This is a genomic window from Amycolatopsis thailandensis (assembly GCF_042723255.1).
Lineage (GTDB): Bacteria > Actinomycetota > Actinomycetes > Mycobacteriales > Pseudonocardiaceae > Amycolatopsis > Amycolatopsis thailandensis.
Genome location: NZ_JBHXJK010000190.1, coordinates 1 through 12,920, shown reverse-complemented (window position 1 = coordinate 12,920; position 12,920 = coordinate 1). Strand labels below are relative to the sequence as shown.

General features: G+C 68.6%; 17 protein-coding genes. All 17 read right to left on the bottom strand.

Features of this window, described 5'->3' with window-relative positions:
* Positions 1-68: 68 nt before the first annotated feature.
* Positions 69-794 (bottom strand): TIGR03943 family putative permease subunit, encoded by a 726-nt coding sequence (locus tag ACFWMR_RS39750; RefSeq protein WP_093935288.1) that lies wholly within the window; start codon positions 792-794, stop codon positions 69-71.
* Positions 791-1,804 carry a permease gene (locus ACFWMR_RS39745; protein WP_093935289.1) on the bottom strand — a complete coding sequence of 338 codons (1,014 nt, stop codon included), beginning with the start codon at positions 1,802-1,804 and terminating at the stop codon, positions 791-793. Before ACFWMR_RS39745 ends, ACFWMR_RS39750 begins: the two co-directional genes overlap by 4 nt.
* A 37-nt stretch (positions 1,805-1,841) precedes the next feature.
* Positions 1,842-2,264: a hypothetical protein gene (locus ACFWMR_RS39740; RefSeq protein ID WP_093935290.1), complete on the bottom strand. Its 423-nt coding sequence runs from the start codon at positions 2,262-2,264 to the stop codon at positions 1,842-1,844.
* Positions 2,261-3,082, bottom strand: a complete 822-nt coding sequence (locus ACFWMR_RS39735) for an isoprenyl transferase (protein ID WP_093935291.1) — start codon at positions 3,080-3,082, stop codon at positions 2,261-2,263. Before ACFWMR_RS39735 ends, ACFWMR_RS39740 begins: the two co-directional genes overlap by 4 nt.
* A 39-nt stretch (positions 3,083-3,121) precedes the next feature.
* Entirely contained in the window at positions 3,122-3,883 is a 762-nt protein-coding gene (gene recO, locus ACFWMR_RS39730; RefSeq protein ID WP_093935292.1) for a DNA repair protein RecO, read from the bottom strand.
* A gap of 49 nt (positions 3,884-3,932) precedes the next feature.
* Complete coding sequence (locus ACFWMR_RS39725) at positions 3,933-4,367, bottom strand: CD225/dispanin family protein (protein ID WP_093935293.1); 435 nt, start codon at positions 4,365-4,367, stop codon at positions 3,933-3,935.
* A gap of 27 nt (positions 4,368-4,394) precedes the next feature.
* On the bottom strand, positions 4,395-4,868 hold the full coding sequence (locus ACFWMR_RS39720) for a CD225/dispanin family protein (protein ID WP_093935294.1): 474 nt from the start codon (positions 4,866-4,868) through the stop codon (positions 4,395-4,397).
* Positions 4,869-4,922: 54 nt separating this feature from the next.
* Complete coding sequence (locus tag ACFWMR_RS39715) at positions 4,923-6,272, bottom strand: RDD family protein (RefSeq protein ID WP_378382119.1); 1,350 nt, start codon at positions 6,270-6,272, stop codon at positions 4,923-4,925.
* Between the two features lie 146 nt (positions 6,273-6,418).
* Positions 6,419-6,871, bottom strand: a complete 453-nt coding sequence (locus tag ACFWMR_RS39710; protein ID WP_378382118.1) for a DUF2752 domain-containing protein — start codon at positions 6,869-6,871, stop codon at positions 6,419-6,421.
* On the bottom strand, positions 6,868-7,218 hold the full coding sequence (locus ACFWMR_RS39705; protein WP_093935297.1) for a CD225/dispanin family protein: 351 nt from the start codon (positions 7,216-7,218) through the stop codon (positions 6,868-6,870). Before ACFWMR_RS39705 ends, ACFWMR_RS39710 begins: the two co-directional genes overlap by 4 nt.
* Before the next feature lie 25 nt (positions 7,219-7,243).
* Entirely contained in the window at positions 7,244-7,585 is a 342-nt protein-coding gene (locus ACFWMR_RS39700; RefSeq protein WP_093935298.1) for a CD225/dispanin family protein, read from the bottom strand.
* Positions 7,586-7,741: 156 nt separating this feature from the next.
* Entirely contained in the window at positions 7,742-8,641 is a 900-nt protein-coding gene (gene era, locus ACFWMR_RS39695; protein ID WP_005158763.1) for a GTPase Era, read from the bottom strand.
* The gene (locus ACFWMR_RS39690; RefSeq protein WP_093935299.1) at positions 8,641-8,967 is read right to left on the bottom strand and encodes a cytidine deaminase; all 327 of its coding nucleotides are present in this window, start codon (positions 8,965-8,967) and stop codon (positions 8,641-8,643) included. The genes era and ACFWMR_RS39690 overlap by 1 nt, the downstream gene beginning before the upstream one ends.
* Positions 8,960-10,312, bottom strand: coding sequence for a hemolysin family protein (locus tag ACFWMR_RS39685; protein ID WP_378382117.1), 1,353 nt, complete (start codon positions 10,310-10,312; stop codon positions 8,960-8,962). The genes ACFWMR_RS39690 and ACFWMR_RS39685 overlap by 8 nt, the downstream gene beginning before the upstream one ends.
* Before the next feature lie 10 nt (positions 10,313-10,322).
* Complete coding sequence (gene ybeY / locus ACFWMR_RS39680; protein ID WP_093935301.1) at positions 10,323-10,877, bottom strand: rRNA maturation RNase YbeY; 555 nt, start codon at positions 10,875-10,877, stop codon at positions 10,323-10,325.
* Positions 10,874-11,959, bottom strand: a complete 1,086-nt coding sequence (locus tag ACFWMR_RS39675) for a PhoH family protein (protein ID WP_093935302.1) — start codon at positions 11,957-11,959, stop codon at positions 10,874-10,876. Before ACFWMR_RS39675 ends, ybeY begins: the two co-directional genes overlap by 4 nt.
* A 114-nt stretch (positions 11,960-12,073) precedes the next feature.
* Complete coding sequence (locus ACFWMR_RS39670) at positions 12,074-12,424, bottom strand: histidine triad nucleotide-binding protein (RefSeq protein ID WP_093935303.1); 351 nt, start codon at positions 12,422-12,424, stop codon at positions 12,074-12,076.
* Positions 12,425-12,920: the final 496 nt, after the last annotated feature.

Sequence of the window (12,920 nt, the reverse complement as noted above, 5' to 3'; positions counted from 1 at the left end):
AATGAAGGGGCCTTTCATAGCAAATTTTGCTATGAAAGGCCCCTTCATTGCACGCCGGACCCCGCGCCTCAGTACTCGTAGGGGTCCTTCGGCGCCGGCACCTGCCGCACCGAAGTGAGCGTCAAGTCCGGCATGTAGCTGTTCTCCCGCACCGCGGTCCCCGGCACGACGGTCCCGGTCACCTCCAGCCAGGTGTCGTTCCCGAAGCCCGACACGCCGTCGCCCACCATCCGCACGGTGATCGGGAAGGCGTCGGCCGCGCAGCAGCCGATGACCATCCTGGCCAGCATCGTGTTGCCCTCGTTGTGCACGACGAACCCGGACAGCCGCACCGTGCGCCCGTTCAGGGTCCCGCTCTTGTCCCAGCCCGCCCGGCTGACGAAGTCGTTGACCTCCAGCGGCACCACGTCACCCGCGGGCAGGGGCGGGAACGCGGCCGCGTTGCCCGCCGAAGCGCTCTGCGGCGCCCTGGCCTCGGTCCGGGTCACCGAATCGGCGCCCAGCGCGGGCGGTGCGACCAGGAAGACGGCCAGCACCGGCACCATCAGCAGCCAGGCCGAACGGGTGTTGTGCTCGTGCGCGTGGACGTCGCCGGAGACGACGGCGGCGGCCCGCGCGGCCAGCAGGTCACGGACGATCGCGATCGCGCCCAGCGCGACCATGATCGCGCCACCGGCGATGATCCACGGCTGCTGCGCGGGTTTGACGTAGCGCAGGTAGTCGCCGTTGATCGTGATCTTGAGCAGCGCCCCGCCGAGCAGGATCAGCAGGATGTTCTGGGTCTCGCGTTTCACGCGCCACCTCCCAGGATGAGCACGCCCGACACGACGGCGCAGGACAGCGCGACGACGAACGTCACCGGCGCGAACCGCAGCGCGAACGCTTTGCCGAAGGTACCGGTCTGCAACGCGAACAGCTTCACGTCGATCGCGGGCCCGACCACCAGGAACACCAGTTTCGGCAGCAGCGGCATCGCGGTCAGCGACGCGGCGACGAAGGCGTCGGCCTCACTGCACAGGGCCAGCACGACGGCGAGCACGGCCATCACCAGCACCCCGAGCACGATCTGCTCCCCCAGCACCCCGAACCACTTCGCGGGCACCAGCACGTTCATCGCGGCCGCGATCATCGCGCCGAGCACGAGGAACCCGCCCGCCTCGACCAGATCCGCCCGCGCTGTCTCGGCGAAGGTCTTCCAGCGCGAGCCGTGCCGGACGTCCGGCATGCGCCGAAGCGCGCGCTCCGCGATCCAGTCGAGCTTGCCCCATTTCGCCCACAGCCAGCCCATCACCATCGCCGTGGCGAGCGAACCGGCGAACCGGGCGAACACCATCTCCGGGTTGCCGGGGAACGCCACCGCCGTGGCGACCAGCACCACCGGGTTCACCGCGGGCGCGGCCAGCAGGAACGTCAGCGCGGCCGCGGGCGCGACACCCTGGCCGATCAACCGCCGCGCGACAGGGACCGAAGCGCATTCACAACCCGGCAGGGCGACACCGGCCAACCCCGCGACGCCGACCGCCGCGCCCGCCCGGCGGGGAAGCACCTTCTCCAGCACTCGCGCGGGCACGAACGCCGCGATCGCGCCGCTGATCAGCACCCCGAGCACCAGGAACGGCAGCGCCTGGACGCAGACGGCGACGAACACCGTCGAGCCGGTCCGCAGCGCGGGCACGTCGAACACCTGCTGGAGCCAGCTCTGCCCGAGGATCGCGATCAGCAGGATCGCGCAGAGCACCTCGATCGAGGTGATCTTGAACCGCCGGACCGGCTTCTCCGGCGCGCTCTTGGAAATGGTTTCCATGCGCGAGATGATGCCAGGTGACCCTGTGTCCCGGCGGTCAGTCCCCGGGGGCGGTGCCCAGCAGATCGGAGCGCAGCTGCGAAGCGGTCGATACGACCAGCATGAGCAGCGTCCCGAGCGGCGAGGGGTCCATGCCCTCGGCCGGGAACGCGTACCTCAGCGTGATGTCGATCCCCTTCTCCGAGCGCACGACACCGAGCGTCCCGAACAGGCCCTGCCCGGCGCGTTCCGCCGCCGAGGCCGCGATCGCCGGGTCGTCCGGCAGATCCCAGGCGACGACGCAGGTCAGGCTCAGCACGGTCAGCCCTTCGGCCAGCCGGGTCGCCTGGATGACGCACGGGACGTCCGCGTGCGAGAAGGTCAGCGCGCCGTCGTCGTCGACGTGGACTTCGAGATAGCGCTCGAGGGCTTCTCGCGCCGCGGTGAGCAAAGCCGCCGTGTCCGCCGCTTCGGTCGTCATGAGGTTCCTTCCGAAGCCTTGTCGATGGCCCCGCCGAAGCGGCGGTCCCGTTTCGCGAACTCGAGGCAGGCCCGCCACAGGTGGGTGCGGTCGAAGTCCGGGAAGAGCGTGTCCTGGTAGACCATCTCGGCGTAGGCCGACTGCCAGAGCAGGAAGTTCGACGTCCGCTGCTCCCCCGACGGCCGCAGGAACAGGTCCACGTCCGGCATGTCGGGCTGGTACAGGTACTTCCCGATGGTCTTCTCGGTGACCTTGTCGGGGTTCAGCTTCCCGTCGGCGACGTCCTGGGCGATCCGGCGCATGGCGTCACCCAACTCGGCGCGGCCGCCGTAGTTGACGCACATGGTCATGTTCAGCGCCGTGTTGTCCTTGGTCTTTTCCTCGGCGACCTGGAGTTCCTTGATGACGCTCGCCCACAGCTTGGGACGACGGCCCGCCCAGCGGATGCGCACGCCGATCGAGCCGAGGTAGTCGACCTGGCGGCGGATGGTGTCGCGGTTGAAGCCCATCAGGAAACGGACCTCTTCCGGGCTCCGCTTCCAGTTCTCGGTGGAGAACGCGTACACAGACAGCCATTTGACGCCGAGTTCCACGGCACCGCTGGCGACGTCGATCATCACCGCCTCGCCGCGTTTGTGGCCCTCGATCCGCGGCAGCCCGCGCTGGTTGGCCCAGCGGCCGTTGCCGTCCATCACCAGCGCCACGTGCTTCGGGAGGAGTTCCTTGGGGATCTCCGGCGGGCGGGCACCGGACTCATGCGGCTCCGGCGCGCGAAGTTCGAATTGTGACGCCTTGTTCTCGCGTCCCCTGCGCAGCACCTTCGAGCCTCCTGAACGAGTGAACCTGTGCCTGCGACCCTACTGCGCTCCAGTCGCGGTCTCCCGCGCACGCCTCTCCACCAGCGGCAGCGAGCGCAGCTGACGCTCCAGATGCCACTGCAGATGCGCCGCGACCAGGCCGGACGCGTCCCGCCGCGGCACCGGCAGCGACGCTTCGGCCACCGGCCACTCGCCGTGCAGCAGCGCCGCGAGCAGGGTCAGGACCTCCTGGGACGGGTGGACACAGCCGGGAACCCGGCAATCCGGGCACATCGAGCCGCCGGCCGACACACTGAACGCCTTGTGCGGGCCGGGCAAACCGCAGCGGGCGCACTCGGTGATCGCGGGCGCCCACCCCGCGTAGGCCATGGCCCGCAGGAAGAAGGCGTCGAGGACGAGGGAGCTGTCCCGCTCGCCGCCCGCGAGCGCTCGAAGGGCTCCGACGACGAGCATGTAGAGCTTGAGCACCGGCTCGCCCTCTTCGGCGGACAACCGGTCCGCCGTTTCGGCGATGGCGCTCGCGGCGGTGTAGCGCTGGTAATCGGCCACCAGCGGCAGCGCGAAGGCGTCGACCGTCTCGACCTGGGTGATCACGTCGAGGGAACGGCCGGTGTAGAACTGGACGTCGACGTGCCCGAAAGGCTCCAATCGCGCTCCGAAGCGCGATGACGTCCGACGCACACCCTTCGCGACCGCGCGGACCTTGCCGTGCCGCCGCGTGAGCAGGGTGACGATCCGATCCGCCTCACCCAGCTTGTGCGTCCGCAACACCACTCCGGTGTCGCGATAGAGGTTCACCACCCCGACATCGTCCCACCCGGGACCGACATCGGGGTGGTGCGCCCCGGAATCAGCAGTAGCGGCCGTAGCAGCTGGGCACGGAAGCGGCCGCGACGATCGAGATGATGATCATCACGATGGCGAAGAGACAGCCGAGGCCACCGATGATCGAAGCGATCATGCACATGGTCCTCGTCGACCTCGACGCGTCCGCGGCGGCGGCGTAGTTGCCCTGCATCTTGTACGTGTTGACCTCGTTGGACTTCATGATCGCGAAGATCGCGATGATCCAGCAGAGGAAGATGCAGCCGATCGCCCAGCCCTTGTAGTCCTTGATGGCGTTGATGTCGCCGCCACCACCGGGCATGCCGCCCGGCGCACCGTAGGGAGACGGCGCGCCGTACGGGGCAGGCTGGCCGTAGGGAGCGGGCATGCCACCGGAAGGCGGCCCGTAGCCAGGCTGCTGCTGTCCGTAGGGCTGCTGCTGGCCGTAGGGGTTGGTCATTTGAATGGTCCTCGTTGTTCTTTCGGTTTAGAACGCCGTCGCGGCGGCCAGGATGATCCAGAGAATGGAGAACAGGCAGCCGACACCGCCGATGATCGAGGCGATCATGCACATGGTCTTGGTCGACTTCGACGCGTCCATGGCGGCGGCGTAGTTCCCCTGCATCTTGTACGTGTTGACCTCGTTGGACTTCATGATCGCGAAAATCGCGATGATCCAGCAGAGGAAGATGCAGCCGATCGCCCAGCCCTTGTAGTCGGGGATCGAGTTGATGTCACCGCCACCGGGCATGCCACCCGGGGCTCCGTACGGCGCGGGCTGGCCATACGGGGAAGGCTGACCGTAGGGCGCCGGCTGGCCGTACGGCATGGGAGTCGCGCCCGAAGGCTGACCGTACGGTGCGGGCGTGGCACCGGACGGAGGGCCGTATCCGGGCTGAGGCTGCTGGCCATAGGGCTGCTGCTGGCCGTAGCCGGGCTGCTGGCCGTACGGGTTCGTCATCGGGGTCCCCACTGTTGTCGTACTTCCCGGCGGGTGGATCCCGCCGGTTTTTCCTTACTGCTGCGGCGTTCCGGGCCCGTTCGGCCCATCCGCACCACCGGGCGGCTGCTGCCTCAGCTGGTCCGGTGTGATCTTCTGCGTCGGCTCGGCTTCGTCGAATCCGGACGGCGCCTGCTGGGACTGCGGCTGACCAGGGCGGAGCACCTGGGTCGGCTCGGGCTCGCCGAAGCCCGGTCCGGGCTGGGACTCCGGGGAAGGCGCCGCGGTTCCCTGCGGCTGCTGGCCGAAGGGCTGGGACGGCTGCTGCCCGAACGCCTGCGGCTGCTGAGGCTGCTGCGGCTGTCCGAACGGCGACTGCTGCTGCGCGCCGAACGGCTGCTGCGGCTGCTGACCGAACGGCTGAGACTGCTGGGACGGCTGCGGGAACGCCGGCGAAGGCGGCGCCGGGAAGCCCGGGTTCTGACCGAACGGCGCCGACGCGGGCGTGGCGTCGGCTTCGCCCGGGACGACGACGGTGCTGAGGATCTTGTCGGCGAACGTCTGCTTCTTCTGGTCCCACAGCGGCCAGAGGTAGCCGAGCCCGCAGACCCAGCCGTCCAGGTTGTGGCACAGGTCCCGGACGAAGGCCATCAGCGGGCCGATCGGCTGCCCGTCGCTCTCCCGGACGAGCTTGATCTTCAGGATCTTCTTGCCGAGTGATTGGCCGGTGGTGCCCATGTTGATCCACCGGTTGTAGACGGTCCAGCCGAGTCCCGCGAGATACCCGAGACCGGCGATGAGCATGCCGACCGTGTACGAAGCCGTCGCGGAGATGATGGAGCCGACGATCGGGAGCACGACGATCGGGCCGAAGTCGATGAGCGTCGCACCCGCGCGCAGGCCCCAGTGGGCGTAGTCGGTCTGCGGACCGAACTGGGTGGCGGTCTGGCCGAACGGCGACTGCTGACCCGGCTGCCCGAACGGTGACTGCTGCTGCTGGCCGAACGGTGACGACTGCTGTTGCTGCTGCCCGAACGGGGACTGCTGCTGCGCGCCGAACGGCTGCTGCGCTTGCTGCTGGCCGAAGGGCGACTGCTGCTGCGGTTGCTGACCGAACGGCGACGAGGGCTGCTCACCGGCGGCCTGCTGACCGAACGGAGAAGACTGGTCACCCTGCGGCTGCACAGGTTGCTGGCCGAACGGAGAAGACTGGTCACCTTGCGGCTGCGCGGGTTGCTGACCGAACGGCGAAGACTGGTCACCCTGCGGAGGCTGCTGCCCGAACGGCGAGGGCTGCTCTCCCGATGGCGGCTGTCCGAACGGCTGCTGCGGCTGCGGTGACTGCTGCTGCCCGTCCCCCGGCTGGGGCCCGGATCCGGGTGGCGGCTGCTGTCCCGGCGGCTGCTGACCGTAGGGAGTGGTCATCGAAATCCCCTCGCTGGTTCCTCGCCCCTCGCGCACGGGGCCTCGTCGGCGACCCGGGCTGAATGTACGGCATGGGTACACGCCGAGCAGACCGGTGCGCGGGAGCGTACTCGGTGCCACCGACGATCCGGGGCCCGGCCCGGCACTCAGACGTGTAGCGAGGTGAACGGGGCGAAGGGCAGGTTACGGATGACGAACCAGACGACGAACACGACGCCGAACGCGAGCGGCGTCCAGCGCCAGTGCAGCCAGCTGTCCACCGCCCGGCCGCGCAGCCTGCCGACCGCCCAGGCGACGGTGCTCCAGACGAGCAGCAGAAGGACCACAAAGGACACCGCGTTGTAGTGCAGCGCGGCGGGGATGTCCCCGTGCAAAGCGCTGTAGACCATGCGCATGCCACCGCAGCCGGGGCAGGAGATACCCAGCACGGCCTTGGTGGGACAGACCGGAAGCGGCCCGCCCGGGGTGGTGGGATCGCCGAGCCAGAGGACGACGCAGCCCGCCGCGGCACCGGCGGCGATGCCCAGGGGCGGTCCCAGCGCGCGGGCCCGTGCTTTGAACCCGCGCGCCGGGAATCCCGTGTAGACGGACGTCGTCACGGCGTGAAGCTTCCCGCCGACGCTCCGATGAGGATCATCACCACGATGAAGATGATGTACAGCAGGAAAAGACCGCCGGTGGCGATCGCCCCCCACATGGACCACTTCTTCGCGTCGTCGGCGGCCTTCTGGGCTTCGGCGTGGAAACCCTGTGCCCACAACGTCTGCACCTGGCTCGACTTCACGATCGCCACGATACCCAGCGGCAAGCAGCACAACACCGTGCAGAGAATGGCCCACACCAGGTTGTTGTCCGGCGGAGGACCGTAGCTCGGCGCGCCGCCGTAATACGGCTGCTGCGGCGGTGGCCCGCCGGGAGGCGGGTAGTTCGGGTACTGGTCGGTCATGAGGTCTCCCCCTCGGTCGCCGGGATCAGCGGTAGTTGTTCACGTCCACCGAGGCCGCGAAGAGACCGAGAGACGTCACCAAGATGATCGAGACGATGTTGACCACGATGCCGACGATCGCGGCGATGATGGCCCACTTCTTGGCCGCGTCGGCGGCTTCCTGCGCGGCGGCGGTCTGGCCCTGGGCCCAGAGCGAGTTCACCTGGGTCGACTTGACGATCGAGACGATGCCGAAGGGCAGGCAGCACAGGATCGTGGTGAGGATGGCCCACACCAGGTTGTTGCTGGGCGGCGGGCCGGGGTTGCCGGAGGCGCCACCGCCCTGAGGGTCGCCGGAGTAGTTGGGCAGGCCCTGGTTGTCGGTCATTTACCGCTTTCCCTTCACGAATGAGATGTGGAAATCGCCCCGCGCGCCGCCGCCCGATCAGCGATCACCGGAGTCGAGGAGTGAGACTCTAAGGTCACCCGTCCGGTTCCACACCGTCAATCGGTCTCCGCGACCGAATCGAGACATTCCGTTAAGTCAGAAGCCCAGCCGTCGCAACTGACGGGGGTCGCGCTGCCACTCTTTGGCTACTTTGATGTGAAGGTCGAGGTAGACCTTCGAACCGAGAAGGCCTTCGATCTGCTGCCGGGCGCGGGCGCCGACGTCCTTGAGGCGTTCACCCTTGTGCCCGAGGATGATCCCCTTCTGGCTCGGCCGTTCCACATAGAGGAACGCGTGCACGTCGATCATGTCGTCCCGGCCCTCGTGGGGCAGCATTTCCTCGACGGTGACGGCGATCGAGTGCGGGAGTTCGTCCCGGACACCCTCGAGCGCGGCCTCGCGGATCAGCTCGGCGACCAGGGTCTGCTCGGGCTCGTCGGTGAGTTCGCCGCCCGGATACAGTTGCGGGCCTTCGGGAAGGTGACGCACCAGCAGGTCCGCGAGCGCGCCGACCTGGAAACCGTCCACAGCGGACACCGGGATGAGCTCGGCGAACTCCATGACCTCCTGCAGGGCGAGCAGCTGCTCGGCGACCTGTTCGGGTTTCACGAGATCCGTCTTGGTGACGACACCGATCACCGGGGTGCGCTTGGCTATCTTCTTGAGCTCGGCGGCGATGAACCGGTCACCGGGACCGACCTTTTCGTTGGCGGGCACGCAAAGCCCGACGACGTCCACTTCGGACCATGTCGAGTGGACGATGTCGTTGAGCCGCTCGCCGAGCAGCGTCCTCGGCCGGTGCAGGCCCGGTGTGTCGATGATCACCAGCTGGGCGTCGTCGCGGTGGACGATGCCGCGGATGGCGTGCCGGGTGGTCTGCGGCTTGCTGGAGGTGATCGCCACCTTGCTGCCGACGAGCGCGTTGGTCAGCGTCGACTTGCCCGCGTTGGGCCGTCCGACGAAACAGGCGAAACCGGAACGGTGCGGCTCGGCCATCAGTTCAGCACCTTGCCACTGGGGTCGGCGAGATAAATGGGCGCCTTTTCGGCGATGTCGCGCACCGCGTGCACGGACGCCTCCTTCAGCAGGCCTTCGCCGGTGACCACCACGGCGGCTTCGATTCCCTCGGCCCCGCTCGAAACGGCGGCGGCGACGGCGGCCTGGAGCGCGGTCAGCTTGAACGACGGCTGGTCGACCGTGCTCGCCGCGTAGGTGCGGCCGTCGGTGTCGCGAAGCGCGGCACCCTCCTCGGCCTGGGTGCGGGCTCGCGCGGACCTGGCCAGGGTCACCAGCTTCTCGTCCTCGGCGTCCAGCTCAGGCATGTTCGACACTCCTGTCACTTTCATCGGGCTGCGGGACCCGGGTGCGGCGCCTGCCCTGGGCTGCGTCGGTCACCGCGTCCGCGTCGGCGGGGTGGACGACCACCGTGGTGATCCGCATCCGCCCGCGCCGGTCCTTACCGCCTTCGGCGAACAGCCGAAGTCCGGCGACCTCGGCTTCGGCCCCCGGCAGCGGGACCCTACCCAGTCGCTCCGCGAGCAGCCCGCCCACGGTCTCCACGTCGTGGTCTTCGAGATCGATCCCGAACAGTTCGCCCAGGTCGTCGATCGAGAGCCGGGACGAGACCCGGACCGCGCCGTTTTCGAGTTCTTCGACCTCGGGGCGCTCGTCGGTGTCGGATTCGTCGGTGATCTCGCCGACGATCTCTTCGAGGATGTCCTCGATGGTGAGCAGGCCGGCGGTGCCGCCGTATTCGTCCACGGCGATGGCCATGTGGTTGTGCGAGACCTGCATCTCCTTGAGCAGGTCGTCGAGCCGCTTCGAGTCCGGCACGAAGCTCGCCGGGTTCATCAGCTCGTCGACCTGGCGCAGCGACCCGCCCTCGGCCATGTACGCGGGCATGAGGTCCTTGATGTTGACGACGCCCACGACGTCGTCGACGGAGTCGCCGATCACCGGCAGCCGGGTGAAGCCGGTGCGCAGGGCCAGCGCGAGCGCCTGGCGGACGGACTTGTCGTGCTCGATCCAGACGATCTCCGTCCGCGGCACCATGACCTCGCGCGCGACGGTGTCGCCGAGCTCGAACACCGAGTGGATCATCTCGCGTTCGGATTCCTCGACGACGCCGCGTTCCTGGGCGAGGTCGACCAGCTCGCGCAGCTCGACTTCGGAGGTGAACGGGCCTTCGCGGAACCCCCGGCCGGGGGTGATGGCGTTACCGAGGACGATCAGCAGCCTGCTGAGCGGGCCGAGGATGGAGCCGAGGACGCGGACCGGGCCCGCGACGACGAGACCGATCCGGTACGGGTGCTGGCGGCCGAGGGTGCGCGGGCCGACCCCGATGATCACGTAGCTCACCACGACCATCACGCCCGCGGCGACGACGATGGCGAGCCACAGCGGGCGGATCCAGCCGAGAATGTCGACGGTGACCAGCACGGTGGCGGTCAGCTCGCAGGTCATCCGCAGGAGCAGGATCAGGTTGATGTGGCGGCGGCGTTCGGCGATGACCAGGGACAGCTGGCGCGCGCCGGGGCGGCCGAGCCGGACGAGACCGTCGGCGCGGGCCTTGGAGACCGTGCTGACCGCCGCGTCGGCGGCCGCGAACACCCCGGCGAGCAGGATCAGCGCGATGGCGATGACCAGCAGGGCCGTGGGACTACCCATGTCCGCGGGCCTAGGCCGGAGGTTCTTCGGCGGGCACGGCGTCGAGGCCGGCGGTGCCGAGGAGCCTGTCGTCCGCGGAGCGCTGCGCGTCGCGCTTGTTGTGCGCGGCGACGGCCGCCTGGAACTCGCCGAGGATCCGCTTCTGCAAGCCGAACATCTCGCGTTCCTCGGCGGGTTCGGCGTGGTCGTAGCCGAGCAGGTGCAGCACCCCGTGAGTGGTGAGCAGGTGCAGCTCGTCCATCAGCGAGTGGCCGGCCGTCTTGGCCTGGTCCTTCGCGAACGCCGGGCACAGCACGATGTCGCCGAGCAGCGCGGGTGAGGCGTCGGGCGCGTCGGGGCGGCGGGACGAGTCGAGCTCGTCCATCGGGAAGGCCATCACATCGGTGGGGCCGGGCAGGTCCATCCACCGCTCGTGCAGGTCCTCCATCACCTCGAGGGTGACGAGCAGGATGGACAGCTCGGCGAGCGGGCTGACCTCCATCTTGTCGAGCGCGAACCGCGCGGCCGACACGATCGAGGTCTCGTCGACGTTCACGCCTGCTTCATTGGCGATTTCGATGCTCATGAACGGCGCTGACCCTTCCAACCGCTGCTCTGATCCTTGCTGTCCTGCAGCGCCTGCCACTTCTCGTACGCGTCGACGATGTCGCCGACGAGCTTGTGCCGCACCACGTCCTGGCTGGTGAGCTGGGCGAAGTGCAGGTCCTCGACACCTTCGAGGATGTCCCGGACCACCCGCAGGCCGCTCTTCTGGCCGTTGGGGAGGTCGACCTGCGTGACGTCGCCGGTGACGACGATCTTGGCGCCGAATCCGAGCCGGGTGAGGAACATCTTCATCTGTTCCGGCGTCGTGTTCTGCGCTTCGTCGAGGATGATGAAGGCGTCGTTGAGGGTGCGGCCGCGCATGTACGCGAGCGGCGCGATCTCGATGGTGCCCGCCTGCATCAGCCGCGGGATCGACTCGGGCTCGACCATGTCGTGCAGCGCGTCGTAGAGCGGGCGCAGGTACGGATCGATCTTCTCGTTGAGCGTGCCCGGCAGGTAGCCGAGGCGCTCGCCGGCTTCGACCGCGGGACGGGTCAGCACGATGCGGGTGACCTGCTTGGCCTGGAGAGCCTGGACGGCCTTGGCCATGGCGAGGTACGTCTTGCCGGTACCGGCGGGGCCGATGCCGAAGACGATGGTGTGCTTGTCGATGGCGTCGACGTAGCGCTTCTGGTTGAGCGTCTTGGGCCGGATGGTCTTGCCGCGCCGGGAGATGATGTTCATGCTCAGCACTTCGGCAGGCGACTCGGAGTCACCGGTGGAGAGCATGCCGACGGTGCGGCGGACGGTGGCCGGGTCGACCTGCTGGCCGCGGCCGGCGAGTGTCACGAGTTCCGCGAAGACACGTTCGGCGAAGGCGACGTCCGCGGGAGCGCCGGTCAGGGTGACCTCGTTGCCCCGGACGTGGACGTCGGCGGCGAGGAGCTCCTCGGCGACTCGGAGGTTTTCGTCCCTGGAGCCGAGCAGGCTGAGCGCGGCGGCGTCGGGGATGGGGAATCGGGACTGGGCCGCTTCGGTGACGGCGGCCTCGTCGGCCTTCGTCGGGGTGACGTCCGCGGGAACGTCGGGTCGGGCGGCTTCACCCGGTACGGTTCCGGCCACGTGGCCTCGGGCCTACTTCCTGCGCTTACGCTGCGATTTTCAACGACTCTGACAAGGTCGATGTTACTGGTTGCGGGTGTCGGCACGCAGTCCGGTTTCTCCCGGCGGCGCGCTTCAGCGTCCGAAATGCCCCAGCTGCTCGCCGCCGAGCACGTGCGCGTGCACGTGGAAGACGGTCTGCCCGGCGTCACCGTCGGTGTTGAATACCACCCGGTAGCCCGACTCGGCGATGCCCTCGATCTCCGCGACCTTGCGCGCCGCGAGCGCGACATCCGCCAGCAACCGCGGATCCGCAGCCGCCAGCTCGCCGATGTTCCGGTACCGCTTCTTCGGCACCACGAGCACGTGCACCCGCGCCTGCGGCGCTATGTCCCGAAACGCATACGTCGTCGCGTCCTCGTACACCTTGTCGGACGGGATCTCGCCCGCGATGATCCGCTCGAACAACGTCTCCGCGTCACTCATCCCCCCACCCTATCCCCCACCCGGCCCACTCTCCGCTACGCCGCGAGCTACCCGCCCGACACGCTTCCCTCTCACCAGGCGAGGGCCGCCAGGCCCTACGCCGGCCGCGAAGCTCTCCGCACGCTTCGCCTTGCTTCATGCTTCGCCTTGCTTCGCACTCACGTGCTCAAACCCGGATCTCGCGTGACTGAACCCGCAACTCACGTGATCAGACCCGTATCTCGCGTGATTGAAGCCGGAACTCACGTGCTCAGAGGCGGATCTCACGGCCCGGACACCGCACACCCGAGTTCCGGCTCCACGCACGCGAGTCACGGCTTCAATCACGCAAGTTCGGTACCCAAGCACGATGACGCAGGCGAGCCTCACACACGGCTCGCCTCTCACTCACCAGGCAAGGGCCGCCAGGCCCAATGCCGGTACCGAAGCCCACCGCAGCCTCCGCTTCGCTGCGTGGCCGCCAACCGCCGCCGGACGCACCGTGGGGGGTCCGGGG